General features: G+C 55.1%; 16 protein-coding genes. 3 read left to right on the top strand and 13 right to left on the bottom strand.

Features of this window, described 5'->3' with window-relative positions; all coding sequences use genetic code 11:
- Nucleotides 1–558: 558 nt before the first annotated feature.
- Nucleotides 559–891, bottom strand: coding sequence for a hypothetical protein (locus IPZ49_RS15835; RefSeq protein ID WP_074143079.1), 333 nt, complete (start codon nt 889–891; stop codon nt 559–561).
- 444 nt (nt 892–1,335) lie between these two features.
- On the opposite strand from IPZ49_RS15835, the gene IPZ49_RS15830 reads away from it, so the two are divergent.
- Entirely contained in the window at nt 1,336–1,884 is a 549-nt protein-coding gene (locus tag IPZ49_RS15830) for a GNAT family N-acetyltransferase (RefSeq protein ID WP_023300104.1), read from the top strand.
- Here IPZ49_RS15830 and IPZ49_RS15825 read toward each other — a convergent pair.
- The 8 genes from IPZ49_RS15825 to sad all read right to left on the bottom strand — a co-directional run bounded on the left by IPZ49_RS15825 (nt 1,872) and on the right by sad (nt 10,640).
- Entirely contained in the window at nt 1,872–2,786 is a 915-nt protein-coding gene (locus IPZ49_RS15825) for a bestrophin family protein (protein WP_003857155.1), read from the bottom strand. The genes IPZ49_RS15830 and IPZ49_RS15825 overlap by 13 nt on opposite strands.
- Nucleotides 2,787–2,987: 201 nt before the next feature.
- Nucleotides 2,988–4,439 carry a tagaturonate reductase gene (locus IPZ49_RS15820; RefSeq protein ID WP_063145909.1) on the bottom strand — a complete coding sequence of 484 codons (1,452 nt, stop codon included), beginning with the start codon at nt 4,437–4,439 and terminating at the stop codon, nt 2,988–2,990.
- A 116-nt stretch (nt 4,440–4,555) separates the two neighbouring features.
- A complete protein-coding gene (locus IPZ49_RS15815) occupies nt 4,556–5,083 on the bottom strand; it encodes a GNAT family N-acetyltransferase (protein ID WP_063145910.1) in 528 nt (175 codons plus the stop codon).
- An 82-nt stretch (nt 5,084–5,165) separates the two neighbouring features.
- Entirely contained in the window at nt 5,166–6,131 is a 966-nt protein-coding gene (locus IPZ49_RS15810) for a sensor domain-containing diguanylate cyclase (protein WP_022648115.1), read from the bottom strand.
- Between the two features lie 58 nt (nt 6,132–6,189).
- Nucleotides 6,190–6,552, bottom strand: coding sequence for a DUF4186 domain-containing protein (locus IPZ49_RS15805; RefSeq protein ID WP_022648114.1), 363 nt, complete (start codon nt 6,550–6,552; stop codon nt 6,190–6,192).
- Nucleotides 6,552–7,478, bottom strand: a complete 927-nt coding sequence (gene glsB, locus IPZ49_RS15800) for a glutaminase B (protein ID WP_003857165.1) — start codon at nt 7,476–7,478, stop codon at nt 6,552–6,554. The genes IPZ49_RS15805 and glsB overlap by 1 nt, the downstream gene beginning before the upstream one ends.
- A gap of 62 nt (nt 7,479–7,540) precedes the next feature.
- Nucleotides 7,541–9,130 carry a methyl-accepting chemotaxis protein gene (locus IPZ49_RS15795; RefSeq protein WP_023300101.1) on the bottom strand — a complete coding sequence of 530 codons (1,590 nt, stop codon included), beginning with the start codon at nt 9,128–9,130 and terminating at the stop codon, nt 7,541–7,543.
- Nucleotides 9,131–9,257: 127 nt separating this feature from the next.
- Nucleotides 9,258–10,640 carry a succinate-semialdehyde dehydrogenase gene (sad, locus tag IPZ49_RS15790; protein WP_063145911.1) on the bottom strand — a complete coding sequence of 461 codons (1,383 nt, stop codon included), beginning with the start codon at nt 10,638–10,640 and terminating at the stop codon, nt 9,258–9,260.
- Between the two features lie 99 nt (nt 10,641–10,739).
- Between sad and IPZ49_RS15785 the strand changes: the two genes are divergently transcribed.
- On the top strand, nt 10,740–11,618 hold the full coding sequence (locus IPZ49_RS15785) for a LysR family transcriptional regulator (RefSeq protein WP_045622741.1): 879 nt from the start codon (nt 10,740–10,742) through the stop codon (nt 11,616–11,618).
- Here the strand turns inward: IPZ49_RS15785 and IPZ49_RS15780 are convergent.
- The 3 genes from IPZ49_RS15780 to IPZ49_RS15770 form a co-directional block, all read right to left on the bottom strand.
- Nucleotides 11,572–12,054, bottom strand: coding sequence for a GNAT family N-acetyltransferase (locus tag IPZ49_RS15780; RefSeq protein ID WP_032622224.1), 483 nt, complete (start codon nt 12,052–12,054; stop codon nt 11,572–11,574). The genes IPZ49_RS15785 and IPZ49_RS15780 overlap by 47 nt on opposite strands.
- A gap of 62 nt (nt 12,055–12,116) precedes the next feature.
- On the bottom strand, nt 12,117–12,929 hold the full coding sequence (locus IPZ49_RS15775) for a PhzF family phenazine biosynthesis protein (RefSeq protein WP_063145912.1): 813 nt from the start codon (nt 12,927–12,929) through the stop codon (nt 12,117–12,119).
- 22 nt (nt 12,930–12,951) lie between these two features.
- A complete protein-coding gene (locus IPZ49_RS15770) occupies nt 12,952–13,740 on the bottom strand; it encodes a PhzF family phenazine biosynthesis protein (protein WP_022648107.1) in 789 nt (262 codons plus the stop codon).
- Between the two features lie 176 nt (nt 13,741–13,916).
- On the opposite strand from IPZ49_RS15770, the gene IPZ49_RS15765 reads away from it, so the two are divergent.
- On the top strand, nt 13,917–15,113 hold the full coding sequence (locus tag IPZ49_RS15765) for a sugar transporter (protein ID WP_022648106.1): 1,197 nt from the start codon (nt 13,917–13,919) through the stop codon (nt 15,111–15,113).
- 93 nt (nt 15,114–15,206) lie between these two features.
- Here the strand turns inward: IPZ49_RS15765 and IPZ49_RS15760 are convergent, their stop codons facing one another.
- Nucleotides 15,207–15,872 (bottom strand): MarC family NAAT transporter, encoded by a 666-nt coding sequence (locus IPZ49_RS15760; protein WP_022648105.1) that lies wholly within the window; start codon nt 15,870–15,872, stop codon nt 15,207–15,209.
- Between the last annotated feature and the right edge of the window lie 11 nt (nt 15,873–15,883).

Here is a 15,883-nt window from a genome sequence, read left to right as displayed (position 1 = left end):
AAAAAGAACAATTACGTTTTTCTTACTATAAATGAATGGATAGACATGCCTAAAGATTATCATGTTCAACCTATTATTAATTCATATTTTATATAAGAATCAACAAATATGGCTATGATATCGTAACCATTTTTTGATATCATGCACTTTAACTTCAGTGAACATTTGTAATGATTCCATTCTGCAACACAACAATTTTTATCGGAGTGTACTTTATTTACTTTTAAACCTATTCATCAAGTTAACGCCCCATCGAGTTACTGCTATTAATACAATCAACGCAATAAGAAACCTTGATATAATCCCTGGCCGTGATACTTCGTCAAACTCAAGAACTTCAGCGTATTTCAAAAGGGTAAATGCGATAATGAAAAAAAATAAGTAAATTAGGAAATTTAAAAATTGTTTCATGCTTAACCCGATACTTGTGATTACATTAACTTTATCAAAAATAATAGCTCATCATGACTACTTCGAATAATCATTAAATATCGAAACACCTAGAATAATTCAGTTATAATGAGCTTTTAAATTATTATCACACACAACTCAAATTACTTACCAACGGCATTGTCCGGGGCCGTTGTAATTATTACTTTTATCTTTACTACCACGATCTGAAAAACTATCTTTTGTGCACTGACCAGCTATAGCTCCACCAATTACCCCAGCGGTCATACCCACTGGCCCCCCAGAAGAGCCGGCGATTAGACCACCGATGATTCCTGCGCCGCATGAGTCAACGCCCTTGTAAATAGAGCCATTGTTTCCTTTTGAATTACCAGATTTAGAGCTGGTGTTACGACTACCGGCACCTTCATAATTACCGCTTCCATTGCCGCCACTTACTAATGCTATCTCATTAAGGCTTAATGCTCTTATATTCGACATAAATCATCTCCATTTAATTTAGTTTTGCATTTTGTGCTAAAAAAATATCTTACATTACTTAATGTAAAGAAAGTGTATTTATGTAAGCAAATGTAAATAAGCTATTGAACTTCGTAAACCGTAGCTCCATTTGGGAGCAGTTCAGCTCCTGCATGGGCAGGCCTATAACACGAAATCGACCTGGAGGTACGGTAATGTTCAGGCATCTTTTCTGACGTCCAGCGCGCAATCACTTCTGCGTCGTAACAGATTTTACAGCCATGGCGCATCGCTTCGTTACGGACGTGCCAGAGTGTTTCGGCTTCTTCGGGCCTGGCTTTTCTTGGCATTACATACTCCTTTATGGATAAATCTGAATAACAAAAGCACGACCAACTGGAATGTGATATTGATGAAATATCAGAACCCAAACAAATGATAACGCTCAAATATGGAGATCACCGGATGACGATACCCACGCTTACGACAGAACGCTTATTACTTAAACCCCTTGTTGCCGCCGATGCCGTCCAGATCCAGCAACGCTATCCGCGCTGGGAAATTGTCCGCTATATGGTGGCTTCAGTCCCCTGGCCCTACCCGGAAAACGGTGCAGAAAATTATGTCAACAACGTTGCACTGCCCGACATGGCCAAAGGGATTGCGTGGTTCTGGACGATTCGCCGTCGCGAAGCGCCTGACGAACTGATGGGGTTGATTTGCCTGTATGACGTGGAGGACAACAACAGGGGGTTCTGGCTCGCGCCGGAATTTCAGGGCCAGGGATATATGCGTGAGGCGAGTATCGCGGCAACGGATTACTGGTTCAATACGCTTAACAAAGCGGTGTTACGCGCGCCGAAAGCGGCGGCCAACAGCCGCTCCCGACGTATTTCAGACAGCAGCGGCATGCGACTCATCAGGACAGAGAAGAAAGCCTATGTCAGCGGCCTGCTGGATTCGGAGCTGTGGGAAATCACCCGCGACGAGTGGAATGCCCGTCAGGTCAGCTGATAATGCTTATCCGGCATTAGCCTTTCAGGGATGTTCTCTTCATCGTTCATCTGCAACAGATCGCGCTCCATCATGTTGCAGATGGCGTCCAGCGGCAGATCGTTATCTTCCGTCCCAAACGGATCTTCCAGCTCTTCCGCCAGCGTGTCCAGCGAGATAAAGGTGTAGGAAATCAGCGCAGAGACAAAGGGCGTCATGTAATGCAGATCAACGACCAGCGCAAACGGCAGCATGATGCAGAACAGATACACCGTCCGGTGCAGGATCAGCGTATAGGCAAACGGGACTGGCGTATTGGCGATACGCTCACAGCCAGCCAGCACGATGGACATATCATTCAGGCGGTTGTTGAGGCTGTGAAACAGAATGTCTGAAAGGTGCCCGCTACGCCGCCGCACGGCCAGCCACTCCCCCATGATCAGCAGGATACGGTTCGCCGGCGAGTTGGCGTCCATCACTTTGCGTAAATCGTCTGGAGCCAGATAGCGGGACAGCTGATCGGCATTGGTTTCTCTGCGCAGGGTCATTCGCAGACAGTTAGCAAACGCGATTTGCAGGCGGACAAACTCACCAAGATGTTTATCATCCGGCAAGGTGTTTTTTACCTCGCGAAACAGCGAGCGCGCCGCTATCATCAACTGCCCCCAAAGCAGACGCGCCTCAACGTAGCGCGAATAACAGGCGTTATTGCGAAACCCCAGGAAGATGGCGATAGCCACACCCAGAATGCTGAACGGCGCGACGGTAAACCGGATACCCAGCGAGGTGTACCACGGCAGCATGACAATCACGGCGATGGAAAGCAGGAAGTTAAGCAGCAGTCGGGTATAAATTTTGGGAAGTACCGAACCATGCCAGACAAAAATCAGTTGCAGCCAGTGCTGTTGAGGACGAACAATCATAATCAGCTTCAGAAAAGTAAAGAGCGCGGCCTATTAAACGTGATCCCCCTCACGGTTGCAAGCATGTTAATAGTTCATTGCATTTTCTGACCTGTTAAGCCTGAACCGCACGGTGCCGCAAGTGCTTTCTAAAAAAAGAACGTATAGTATGTTGTAACTAAATGGGTCTTTAAAAAACCCGGCAAACGCCGGGCATTATGATTAGCAGAGCGGTTTCACCGCATCACGCATGCCTTTGCTTAAAATCGCATCCAGATCCAGCGCAACCTGTTCTACCAGTCCATTAACCAGAGTGAGATCCTGTTCCCAGTGTTCGCTCACGCTTAACACCGACGATACCAGTTCACGGGTAGTGACCTGTTTGTCGTGATGTTGCGTCCACAACTGCTGGTAACGTTCAAGCCAGTGCGCATCGTCCTGCACCGGATAGCGCTCACCGTTGCGCTCGGCACGGTAAAATGCAATCAGCGCCGCCAGAGCAAAGGTCAGACGTGCTGGCAGTTTGCCGGTCGCCTTCTGCCCTGCCAGCAGTTGCGGCAGAATGCGGGTGCGGTACTTGGTCATCCCGTTCAGTGCAATCGACAGCAGCTGATGCTTAATGTACGGATTACGGAAACGCCCCGTTACGGCACTGGCGAAGGAGTGCAGCTCGTCGCGCGGCAGATCCAGGACGGGAATAATTTCCTCATAAATAGCCTTCTCTACGAACGCGCAAATTTCCGCGTCGTTCATGGCTTCCCCTACCGTATCCAGCCCGGCCTGAAAAGCGACCGGAACCAGCGCCGTGTGCGCGCCGTTGAGGATCGCCACCTTACGCTCTTTATACGGCTTGATATCGTCAACAATCAGGACGTTGAGCGGGTATTTATTCAGGCGCAGTTCAGCTGCAAGTGATTTCGGGCCCTGAATAACAAACAGATAGAAATGTTCCGCCGTGTCGAGGAAGCTGTCGTGATAGCCCAGACCGGCTTCCAGCTCTGCCACCTCATCACGCGGATAGCCGGTAACAATGCGGTCAACCAGCGTCGAACAGAAGGTGTTAGCATCATTCAGCCACGCAATGAATGCCGCCGGCAGCGCCCACTCCTGTGCATAGCGCAGCACCAGTTCACGAAGGGCATCGCCGTTGTAGTCGATGAGTTCGCAAGGAATGATAATCCAGCCTTTATCCGCAGCCCCGTTAAAGTGGGTAAAGCGTTCGAACAGCAGACGCGTCAGTTTGGCCGGATAGCTGACAGCTGGCGCATCGTCAAACTTATCGCCCGCGTGATAGCCGATCCCCGCCTCCGTGGTATTGGAGAAGACAAACCGCATCTCCGGGTTATGGGCGAGTTTCAGGAATTCATCGTACTGGCTGTAGACGCTGATTTCACGATTCACGGAACGAATAAGAAGCGCATCGCTTACCGCATCCCCCTCCTCATTCAGACCACGAATAATCGTGGTATACAGACCATCCTGGGTGCTCAGCGACGGCGGAAAATCACTCTGGATCGGCCGCACAATCACCACACCTGCATTGAGATCGGTATGCTCGTTTAAGAGGTCGATTTGCCAGTCAACGAACGCGCGGAGGAAGTTACCTTCGCCAAACTGGATGATACGTTCAGGGTAGCGCGCACCGGGGAAATCACGACGGTTGAGTGTGTTCACAATGGAGGTCCTTTATGATTAGTCATACAGCCTGATAAGATTGGTGTGATAACTTATCAAAACTTCAGGACCAGAACCCCTGTCTGGATCAACTCAGGACGCGATGGTGAAAAATATCAAAGAAATTTATAGAACACCGAGGTCGCCGTCATGTCCCCGTTCGGCATCAGGGCGTAGCGTGGGATCTCCCCCGCCTTTTGCCAGCCCGCTCTCTGATAAAACGTCTCCGCGCCGCTGCCGGTCGAGGTATCAAGCACCAGCACCGTAAGCGCTTTTTCACGCGCAACCGCCTCCAGGGCTTCCATCAGCGCCATTGCCGCACCTTTACGGCGCGCCTTCCCATGTACCAGAAGTTTCGCGACATCTGCGCGGTGCGGCTGGTTTTCCGGCTGGTCGGTGATCAGCTGGACCGTGCCAACCAGCCCCTGCTCCGCGTCAAAACAGCCCAGGACGGTACGCTCGTCGCGCCCGACGCTGTCTGCGACGCCGAGCCAGAAGGTTTGGGCTTTCTCGGGAGAAAAAGGCAGCATAAAGCTGACGGAGGCGCCGCCGTTTACACAGTTGACGAGGATATCGCTCAGGGCATCAATGTGGGTGAGGATGTCCTGTCGGGAGAGAGGTTTAATCAGCATGGGAGAGTTCATTGCGCGTCCTTAGGTTGAATCTCTCCACTTTGCTATTAACATTTTTGTTACGCAATAAGCGATGACATAGGATTTCGTTATGTCATTTTTCGCCGTGATGTTGCCGCTTCATGGCGTACATTTGCGCATCCGCGTGTTTTAACCATGCCTGCATATCGTTGCGGTGATGATCGAACTCGCTCAGCCCCCAGGAGAACTGTAACGACCAGGGATGCAGCTGACGCGCGTTATACTTCTCCGTTTGTTCGACAAGATACTGCATGGCGATCCAGGCGCCAGGCTCATCGGTATCCGCAAACAGCACCGCGAACTCATCTCCCCCGAAACGCACCAGCATATCGGCCTCGCGGAATGAGGAGCGCATCAGGGCGGCCATCGCTTTCAGGGCCTTGTCGCCCTCCTGATGCCCGAAGCGATCGTTAATGGTTTTGAAATGGTCCAGATCCAGCCAGCCAAGCGTTAACGGTTCTGCCCTACGCTGCGAAACCGACAGTGCAAACTGCGCAAACTGGTTAAACCCGCGTCGGTTAAACAGGCCCGTGAGTTCATCGGTCGTGGCGGCGCTAACGGCTGCAAATTCATCTTCTGCCAGCGCGCTGAGATCGGCCAGTACGGCGGAATCCGCCGCGGTAAACTCACGCGGTGCGTAATCAATGAGACACAACGATCCTACGCACGCCCCGTCACGTAAACGCAGCGGGAAACCGGCATAAAAGCGTACGCCCGGATCTCCCGCCACCTGCGGATTATCCGCAAAGCGTTCGTCCAGCAGCGTGTCAGCCACCACCAGCGGCGCGTCACCCAGGATCGTATGACCACAAAACGAGAGATCGCGAGGCTGGCTGGCGAGTGCCCGGCCGTCGGCAGATTTCACGATCGCAGCGTGGTCATCCACCAGCGTAATCATCGCCAGCGGCACCCTGAAAAAGCGTGTTGCCAGCCGCGTGAGACGATCAAACGCGGGATAATTGTCGATCTCAAGCAGACCGGACTCGCGCAGCGCATTCATGCGCTCCGTTTCATTCACGGGAATTAGAGGTGCTTTCATGACGTCTCCTGACGCTGAGCATTAGTAAAAGCGTAGCTTAAACAGAGACATTGTCAGTTCAGGAGGCACGATTTACCTCAATGACCAGCCAATGATGGATCACGTTGACGATATACTGTTGCTGCTGCGCACTCAGCGGCACGCCCTGCGGGATAGCATGCCACTTAGCCAGACAGCCCCGACAGCAGGTTGCCGTGGCATGCTGGGCGATAAAAACCGGATGGCCGCGCATCGGCGTCTGCTTACCGTCATTCACCGGGTGTGCAGGCGCCAGCCGCGCGGCGACAAAATCAGCGGCATGCTTATCGATAGTGTCCGCGCCCTTATCCCAGCAGTATTGCCGCTCTTTCATCCCTAAATGAAATCGTGAACGAAACGTGGAGCGAGCCAGGCGCGTGAACAGAGGATCTAACGTGGACATCAGTATACGGACCGTCCAAGGCGTTTGGTCAGCTGTTCCAGCGCCGCGACGCCCGCCAGTGAGTTGCCGGTCTCGTCCAGTTCCGGGCTCCAGACGGCAATCGCCATCTCGTGCGGAACAATGGCCACGACGCCACCGCCAACGCCGGATTTAGCCGGCAGCCCCACGCGCCAGGCAAACTCCCCGGCGTTCTGATACATTCCGCTGGTTGCCATTAAGGCGTTGATCTGCCGGGCCTGCATCGGGGAGACAACGTCCTCGCCCAGATGCGGGGCATGGCCCTGATGCGCCAGAAACAGAAAAGTCTGCGCCAGTTCGACGCAGTTCATCTTCAGCGCGCAGTAATGAAAATAGTTTTGCAGCACCGTGGCGACGTCATTATGAAAGTTGCCGAAGGACTTCATCAGCCAGGCGATGGCGGCGTTACGTGCAGAGTGTTCAAACTCAGAGCGCGCTACCACCGGATCGTAGGCGATGTCCTGCACGCCGGAAAGCTGCCGCACAATCTGGAGCATACGCTGGCGCGGCGCGCTCAGACGGCTTTGCAGCATATCGCACACCACCAGCGCCCCGGCGTTGATAAACGGGTTGCGCGGCTTACCCTGTTCGATTTCAAGCTGGAGAAGGGAGTTGAAGGGCTGACCGGAGGGATCTTTGCCCACCCGCTGCCAGATCTCCTGCTCGTCATACTGGCGCATGGCGGCAACGAGGCTAAGCACTTTTGAGATCGACTGAATTGAAAAGCGCTCCAGTGCATCTCCCGCCTGAAAACGCTGCCCGTCGACAGTACAAATGGCGATGCCGAGCTTATTACCGCTGATCGAGGCCAGCGCGGGAATGTAATCGGCAACCTTACCCTGCCCCAGTAACGGACGAACCTGCGCCAGAATCTCGTCCAGCATCTCATTATGGATGACCGCAGCCACACTTTGCTCCTTGCCCTCAGGCTAAAACGGGCTGCGAGTATAACAGAGGCTTATACGTCACGTCAGGCAGGGAGACGAAAACGCGAGACGGCCTGCAACAAAAGATCTGACTCCCGATGCAGGCGCTCAGAGGCATTCGACGCTTCGCTAACCAGCACATCTGTCTGACGCGATACCTGATTCAGCGCCTGAAGTTGGCGCGTCATCTGATGAATGCTTTCCCCCTGATTTAGAGTGGCCAGCGAAATATCATTCAGCAGGCTACTCAGATTGGCCACCAGCCCGGTGACCTGCTGGAGATTCTCTTCCAGACGGTTTACCACCTGAGAACCTTCTTCAATGCCCTGTAGCGAGTGGTTAATTAACGACTGGATGGTTTGCGTAGAGTGACTGCTTTTTCTGGCCAGCAGCCCCACTTCACGGGCGACCACCGCGAACCCGCGCCCCTGTTCTCCCGCATGGGCGGCTTCAATGGCAGCGTTGAGGGCCAGAATGTTGGTCTGAAACGCCACGCTGTCGATCATGGCGACGATCCCACGCATCTCTGAGGATCGGTCGACGATCGTCTGCATCGAGCCATTCACCGCTGTCATCATTTGCTCCCCGCCGACGGCAGCCTGTCGGGCTTCATCCGCGCGCGAGCGGGCGAGTTTTGCATAACCCGTGTTCCCCTCAACGTGGGTTTCGAGATCGGCGATATGCGCGGTCACCTCCTCCAGCTCTTTGGCCTGACGCGTGGACTGCTGATAAAGCTTCTGGTTCCCCTGCGCAAGTGACCCGATATTTTCGACCATAGAGGTAGTGGCCTCGCTGACCTGAGTCACCAGTTGCTGGAGCCCGCGCTGCATGGCGGTAATACTGCCGCTGAGCTGGCTGATTTCACGGTTAAAACGCACAACGTCAGGGGGTATTCCCGACAAATCCCCTGCCGCAAGCTGGTTAATATGGACAATCAGACGGCGTAGCGGGGATATCACCCATTTCGCCATTGCAAACCAGACGGCAATGGCAATAGCCAGCAGCACCAGCGGCGCAAACAGGAACAGCCGTTGCAGGCCTGAGAGTTGTTCCATGAGCGACTGACGCCCCTGTATCGCCTGCTTCTCACTCCGTTGCTGATAACGTGCAAAGTTGTCATTAAAATCGGTCTGAAACGCCTGGGCGGGTACGGCGAAAAAGAGGTCGATACTGTTGGTTTTCACCAGCCCTTCCGCCTGCTCGCTAATGGCACCGAAGAACAGCTGATAGCTATTAACAAGCCCCTCGTCCTGCGGAGGATTAAGCGCGAGCCAGGCTTGCCATGCCTGCTGAGACGCCGCCAGGGATTTTTGCGCCTCGTCCATCAGGCTATGCCAGCTCCCTTCCGAACCGGTCTCTTTATCCTGCATAAAGTACACCCCGGAGCGGTTGAGCAGATCGCTCGCCGCAAGCAGCGAAATACGCGCCTGATCCAGTCTGCTCTGTTGCTGCCAGGCCAGCTGATTGCGCTGTTCGTTACGCTGGGCTTGATTCAGGGAAGCGGTAAGCAGGAAGGAGGATGAAAGTTGCAGGGCGGAGAAAAGGCCGATAATACAAAAGATGCCGGTCAGCAGGCCAAACTGACGAGGAAAAAAGCGCTGCGCAAGACGACGAAAAATTTGCGTTAGGTTCATAATTTTCTTCTGTAACAATACGTTAGACGCGAGCGAGTCTACGAAACGAAAATGACAGAACCATTGCAAAATAATGACAGGAAACGTGAATTGCCGGGTAGCGGCCTTGCCCTACCCGGCAACAACATTACACGCGATCCTTCCAGACCGTCTGAACGTTACAGAACTCATGCAGACCGAAATGTGAAAGCTCTCGCCCGAAGCCGCTCTTCTTCACTCCGCCAAACGCAACGCGCGCATCGCTTGCGCTGTAGCCATTGATAAAGACTCCGCCGCACTCCAGCTCGCGAGAGAAGGTTTCAGCCAGCGCATCGTTCGCGGTAAAGACCGTCGCTGATAAGCCAAAGTCGCTGTCGTTAGCCAGCTGCAACGCGTGCGACGCATCATTGGCGACGGTAATCGCAGCCACCGGGCCAAACAGCTCCTGACGGAAGGCCGTCATCTGTGGGGTGACGTCGCCGAGTACGGTTGGCGCATAAAAGTTACCGGTCCCGGCAAGCTTCTCGCCGCCGAGCAGCAGGGTCGCCCCTTCCGCCAGCGTAGCCTGTACCTGCTGATGCAGTTCATCGCGAAGATCAAATCGCGCCATCGGGCCAATATAGTTATCTTCCTCATCCGGTGCGCCCATTTTCAGCGCCTTGACCGCGTCAACAAAGCGTTGGGTAAAGGTGTCCGCCACGCCCGCTTCCACAATAAAGCGTTTCGCCGCCGCGCAAACTTGTCCGGTATTCTGATAACGTCCGGCCACGGCCGCGTTGACAGCCAGATCCAGATCGGCATCATTCAGAACGATAAACGGATCGGAGCCGCCCAGCTCCAGCACGCATTTCTTCAGCGCCGCGCCCGCCTGCGCGCCAATTGCCGCACCAGCCCGAACGCTGCCGGTTACGGTCACCGCCGCGATACGCCGATCGTTAATCGCCTGGCTGACGCCGTCATTTGTCGCGTTCACCCAGCCAAAGATCCCCTCCGGGAAACCGGCATCCGCGAACACCTTCCCGATCAGCTCCGCCGAGCCGAGCACATTTGGCGCATGTTTAAGCAGATAGCTGTTCCCTGCCAGCAGGATCGGCACCGCACCGCGCAGCACCTGCCAGAGCGGGAAGTTCCACGGCATCACCGCCAGAATAGGCCCCAGCGGACGGTACTCAATCACCGCATTGTCGACCTGGGTAGATTCCGGGCGCAGCATTGCCGGGCCGTATTCAGCGTACCAGTCGCAAAGGCTGGCGGACTTAGTCACCTCCGCACGCGCCTGCCCAATGGGCTTGCCCATCTCCCGGGAGATAGTCTGCGCCATCTCTTCCGCACGGCTACGCAGCGCCGCACCCAGATCGCGAAGTTTTTGCGCCCGGTGCGCTACGCTTTCGCGTCGCCACTGACGAAAACCGGTATCCGCCTGCGCAATGGCACGTTCAACGTCACCGGACGTTGCCCACGGGTAAGCAGCCAGCGTTTCGCCGGTAGCCGGGTTGACAGAGTGGGCATGGGTAGCAGATGAATACGTCATGAAGTTCTCCATGTAATAACAGTTGATTGATTGTGGCCCACTCTGCTATTTCTTAAAAATGAATAATACTCACCACCTTGTTCACGAATCGAGAATGGTATGGACTTAACACAGCTTGAGATGTTTAACGCCGTCGCACTGACCGGCAGCATTACCCAGGCGGCGCAGAAGGTACACCGGGTGCCGTCAAACCTCACCACCCGCATCCGACAGCTTGAAGCGGATCTCGGCGTGGAGCTGTTTATTCGCGAGAATCAGCGCCTGCGGCTTTCCCCCGCCGGGCACAATTTTTTGCGCTACAGCAAACAGATCCTGGCGCTGGTCGACGAAGCGCGAATGGTCGTCGCCGGGGATGAACCGCAGGGATTATTCTCGCTCGGCGCGCTGGAAAGTACCGCCGCCGTACGCATTCCGGAAAGTCTGGCGCGGTTTAATCAGCGCTATCCGCGCATTCAGTTTGCGTTATCCACCGGGCCTTCCGGTACGATGATTGACGGCGTGCTTGAGGGGACGCTCAGCGCCGCCTTTGTCGACGGGCCGCTCTCACACCCCGAACTGGAAGGAATGCCGGTTTACCGTGAAGAGATGATGCTGGTCACCCCTGCGGGCCATGCGGAAGTGTCAAAAGCCACGCAGGTGAGCGGTAGCGACGTGTATGCCTTTCGCGCCAACTGTTCCTACCGGCGTCATCTGGAGAGCTGGTTTCATGCTGACCGCGTAACGCCGGGAAGGATCCACGAGATGGAGTCCTACCACGGGATGCTCGCCTGCGTGATTGCCGGGGCAGGCATTGCGCTGATGCCCCGCTCCATGCTGGAGAGTATGCCGGGGCATCATCAGGTGGCGGCGTGGCCGCTGGCGGAAAACTGGCGCTGGCTCACCACCTGGCTGGTGTGGCGACGCGGGGCGATGACCCGCCAGCTTGAGGCGTTTATAGGGCTGCTAAACGAACGTCAGCCACCAGTGTCTTCTCCATAAACAGGCTCAGCGGATCCTCGTTGTAGGGGGCAAACGCGGGGCGCCGTTCGTATCCACACTGTTGATACAGACGAATAGCGGCGTGTTGTTTGATCCCCGTCTCCAGCCGGACGGTGTGGCAGCAGCGGCTGAGAGCTTCATCTTCCAGCGCCGCCAGTAATTTATCACCCAGCCGTTGCCCGCGATGGGTTGGATCAATATAGACCCGTTTCATTTCCCCGGTCCCGTCCCCGTTCAAAACAACAGCGCCACACCCGACGGCGTTAAGCTGAGTGTCACGAATAATCATCAGGATCAGCGAGTCGTCCGGCAGTTCGGTTAAATCCAGCAGATGATTACTTTCCGCGGGATAGAGAACGCTTTGATAACGGTCCAGCGCCGTAATCAGGGCGAGAATATCTGGATGATGGGCGGATTCAGCGGTAATAGAATACATGGCAGGCTCCTTGTCGTTTTCGTTCAACATACCGCCCGCCCTGTATACCGGCGTCATAGTTTTTAATGATGACCGTAATCCTGGAGACGAAGGAAAATTTTCCCCTTCATATACAGCGTGGCCTGCCCGCCAATCAGCACGCGGTCGCCTTTCAGCTCGCAGCGCAGATCCCCGCCACGGGAGGAGACCTGGCGGGCCGACATTTGCGTTTTTCCAAGCTTTTCGCTCCAGTACGGGATCAGCATGCTGTGCGCTGATCCCGTCACCGGATCCTCCGGTACCCCTTCCCCCGGGCAGAAGAAGCGGCTGACGAAATCATACTCATCCCCCGGCGCCGTAACGCAGACCATTTTCCCCAGCGGGAGCATGGCTGTGATATCCGGCGTCAGCGCCTCCACCTGCCGCTGGCTGTCGAGCACCACCATGTAATCGCGCCCTGCACGCACCTCTTTTGCCGCGTTAATGCCCAGCGAGCTGAACAGCACTGGCGGTGGAGTATCGACAACCTCGGTTGACCACGCCGGGAAATTAAGCGTCAGCCAGTCGCCGCTGCGTTGTACCGTCAGTTCGCCGACAAAGCGCGTGGTGAAGGTGATTTCCGTATGCGGATAATCCAGGTATTCGAAAATAACGTGAGAAGCCGCGAGGGTTGCGTGGCCGCAGAGGTTAATTTCATCCTGCGTGGTAAACCAGCGCAGTTCAAACCCGTTATCCGTTCGGACAAAGAACGCCGTCTCTGACTGATTATGCTGCTTCGCCATCTTCAGCAGCGTCTCATCCGGCAGCCACGCTTCCAGCGGACACACCGCCGCCGCATTGCCGCCGAACGCCCTGTCGCTGAAGGCATCCACCAAATAAAAATCAATTTCCTGCATCGTTGGTTCCTCTTAGATTTATTCAGCGCAGAAATACTGTGCCCTTCAGATACAGCGCCGCCTGCCCGCCCATCCGCACGCGGTCGCCTTTCAGTTCGCAGCGTACGTCGCCACCACGGGCAGAAACCTGACGGGCAAACATCTGTGTTTTGCCAAGCTGTTCACTCCAGTAAGGGATCAGCATGGTGTGCGCGGAGCCGGTGACAGGATCTTCCGGCACGGCCACGCCCGGCGAGAAGAAACGACTGACAAAGTCGTATTCCCCTTCGTCCCGGGCGGTGACGGCAACTTTATGCTCCCCCGGCGTCATGGCAGAGAAATCCGGATTAATGGCTTCCACCTGCTCGCGGCTCTCCAGTACCAGCACCCAGGCGCGGCCTTTTCGCGCCTCGACGTAGTGGCTGATACCGAGTGCGGTGAGCATCTCCGGTGGCGGCGTCTGTGCCTGCGTCGGGCAGGCCGGGAAGTCCAGCGTCATCCAGTCACCTTCACGGCTGACGGTCAGGCGACCAGAAGCGGTGTCAAAATGAAGGCGTGAGTCCGGATAATCCAGTTCGTTAAACAGAACATACGCCGCGGCAAGCGTCGCGTGACCACACAGATTAACCTCGGTGAGCGTGGTGAACCAGCGCAGCTCAATCCCCCCTTTGGTGCACACAAAAAACGCGGTTTCCGACTGGTTATGCTGTTGTGCCATCCGCAGTAACGTCTCATCCGGTAGCCACGCGTCGAGCGGGCACACCGCCGCCGGGTTGCCGCCAAAGGAGGACTCGCTGAACGCATCTACCAGATAAAAATCAATCTCCTGCATTGTGTTACCGCCTGTTTTTGTTGTGTTGTTCTTTATCTTCAATGAAAACAACCGCGTTCGCTACCGCTGCATGAAGGTAAATTTTGTGATTCACATCACATAACGGTTGAGTTTTCGCCGTTTAAGGCTTTAAGATCGTCTCCTCATCTTTCAGGCAACGAATCCCAGATATCCCTATGACAACACACACGGTTTCCCGCAGGGTCGCGTGGCTACGCGTGGTCACGCTCGCCATCGCAGCGTTTATTTTCAACACCACGGAATTTGTTCCGGTTGGGCTGCTGTCCGACATTGCAGCCAGCTTCCATATGGAAACGGCACAGGTTGGCATTATGTTGACCATCTATGCATGGGTGGTAGCGCTGATGTCGCTGCCGTTTATGCTGCTGACCAGCCAGATGGAACGTCGTAAGCTGCTGATTGGGCTGTTTGTGGTGTTCATAGCCAGCCATGTGCTGTCATTTATGGCATGGAACTTTACGGTGCTGGTGATCAGCCGCGTCGGCATCGCGTTTGCCCATGCCGTTTTCTGGTCGATCACCGCATCGCTCGCCATTCGTCTCGCCCCGGCGGGGAAACGCGCCCAGGCGTTGAGCCTGATTGCCACCGGAACGGCGCTGGCGATGGTGTTAGGCCTGCCGATCGGGCGCATTGTGGGTCAATACTTCGGCTGGCGCACCACCTTCTTTGCCATCGGCATGGGGGCGCTGATCACCCTGGTGTGTCTGATCAAACTGCTGCCAAAACTGCCCAGCGAACACTCCGGCTCGCTGAAAAGTCTGCCGCTGCTGATGCGTCGACCAGCGCTGATGAGCATCTATCTGCTGACCGTGATTGTGGTGACCGCCCATTACACAGCCTACAGCTATATTGAGCCGTTTGTTCAGGTTGTGGCGGGCTTTAGCGCTAACTTCGCCACCGTTCTGCTGCTGATCCTGGGCGGCGCGGGTATTATCGGCAGTATCCTGTTCGGGAAGCTGGGCAATAAGCACGCGTCTGCGCTTGTAAGCAGTGCGATTGGCCTGCTGCTGGCGTGCCTGCTGTTACTGATGCCTGCGGCAGGCAGCGAGAGTCATCTGGCGATCCTCAGTCTGTTCTGGGGCGTGGCGATCATGATTATTGGTCTGGGAATGCAGGTCAAAGTGCTGGCCCTGGCCCCGGACGCCACGGACGTGGCAATGTCGCTGTTCTCGGGAATTTTCAATCTGGGAATTGGGGCCGGTGCGCTGGTGGGAAATCAGATCAGCCTGCATGTATCGATGTCGGCCATTGGCTATCTCGGGGCGATTCCCGCGCTTATTGCGCTGATCTGGTCGGTGCTTATCTTCCGTAAATGGCCGGTCGCGATGGAAGAACAGACCAGCCACGGTTGACGTTAGTTGTGCCGGGTGGCGGCTTCGGCCTACCCGGCCTAGGTTATTACGGACTTGTAGGCCGGGTAAGCGCAGCGCCACCCGGCGATGTCCTCAGTGATACGTCTTAATGATCTCCAGTACGCCGTTAATAATAAACTGCACGCCCATACAGACCAGCAGGAAGCCCATCAGACGGGAGATAGCTTCAATCCCCCCCTTGCCCACCCAGCGCATAATCGCCCCGGAGCTGCGCAATGACCCCCAGACGATAATGGCGATAAGCGCAAAAATGATCGGCGGCGCAACGGTAATAACCCAGTGCGGAAAAGTAACACCATCACGCACCGTTGAGGCGGAACTGATGATCATCGCAATCGTTCCCGGCCCGGCCGTGCTCGGCATGGCTAACGGCACAAACGCGATATTGGCGCTCGGTTCGCTTTCAAGCTCCTCCGATTTGCTTTTGGCTTCCGGCGATTCATGCGCTTTATGCGCCGGGAACAGCATCCGGAAACCAATAAACGCCACAATCAGCCCACCGGCGATACGCAGACCGGGAATCGAAATACCAAAAGTATTCATCACCAGTTGTCCGGCGTAATAAGCCACCATCATAATCGCGAAGACGTAGACGGAGGCCATCCTCGACTGCTGGTTGCGCTCCGCGCTGTTCATGTTACCCGCCAGCCCCAGAAAGAGCGCCACGGTCGTTAACGGGTTCGCCAGCGGAAGCAACACCACCAGCCCAAGCCCCACTGCTTTAATCAAATCCAACATAATGCACCGCA

Source organism: Enterobacter cloacae complex sp. S2 (assembly GCF_015159675.1).
Lineage (GTDB): Bacteria > Pseudomonadota > Gammaproteobacteria > Enterobacterales > Enterobacteriaceae > Enterobacter > Enterobacter intestinihominis.
Note: the sequence above shows the minus strand (reverse complement) of the source record. Positions and strands in the feature narration are given on the sequence as shown.

Excerpts from the sequence above, each read along its gene's own strand:
- IPZ49_RS15830 (WP_023300104.1), top strand. The coding sequence starts at position 1,336 with ATGACGATACCCACGCTTACGACAGAACGCTTATTACTTAAACCCCTT.
- IPZ49_RS15765 (WP_022648106.1), top strand. The coding sequence starts at position 13,917 with ATGACAACACACACGGTTTCCCGCAGGGTCGCGTGGCTACGCGTGGTC.
- IPZ49_RS15795 (WP_023300101.1), bottom strand. The coding sequence starts at position 9,130 with ATGAACCTAACGCAAATTTTTCGTCGTCTTGCGCAGCGCTTTTTTCCT.
- IPZ49_RS15780 (WP_032622224.1), bottom strand. The coding sequence starts at position 12,054 with ATGTATTCTATTACCGCTGAATCCGCCCATCATCCAGATATTCTCGCC.
- sad (WP_063145911.1), bottom strand. The coding sequence starts at position 10,640 with ATGACGTATTCATCTGCTACCCATGCCCACTCTGTCAACCCGGCTACC.
- IPZ49_RS15825 (WP_003857155.1), bottom strand. The coding sequence starts at position 2,786 with ATGATTGTTCGTCCTCAACAGCACTGGCTGCAACTGATTTTTGTCTGG.
- IPZ49_RS15835 (WP_074143079.1), bottom strand. The coding sequence starts at position 891 with ATGTCGAATATAAGAGCATTAAGCCTTAATGAGATAGCATTAGTAAGT.
- IPZ49_RS15760 (WP_022648105.1), bottom strand. The coding sequence starts at position 15,872 with ATGTTGGATTTGATTAAAGCAGTGGGGCTTGGGCTGGTGGTGTTGCTT.
- IPZ49_RS15805 (WP_022648114.1), bottom strand. The coding sequence starts at position 6,552 with ATGTCCACGTTAGATCCTCTGTTCACGCGCCTGGCTCGCTCCACGTTT.
- IPZ49_RS15785 (WP_045622741.1), top strand. The coding sequence starts at position 10,740 with ATGGACTTAACACAGCTTGAGATGTTTAACGCCGTCGCACTGACCGGC.
- IPZ49_RS15775 (WP_063145912.1), bottom strand. The coding sequence starts at position 12,929 with ATGCAGGAAATTGATTTTTATTTGGTGGATGCCTTCAGCGACAGGGCG.
- IPZ49_RS15815 (WP_063145910.1), bottom strand. The coding sequence starts at position 5,083 with ATGAACTCTCCCATGCTGATTAAACCTCTCTCCCGACAGGACATCCTC.
- IPZ49_RS15770 (WP_022648107.1), bottom strand. The coding sequence starts at position 13,740 with ATGCAGGAGATTGATTTTTATCTGGTAGATGCGTTCAGCGAGTCCTCC.
- IPZ49_RS15810 (WP_022648115.1), bottom strand. The coding sequence starts at position 6,131 with ATGAAAGCACCTCTAATTCCCGTGAATGAAACGGAGCGCATGAATGCG.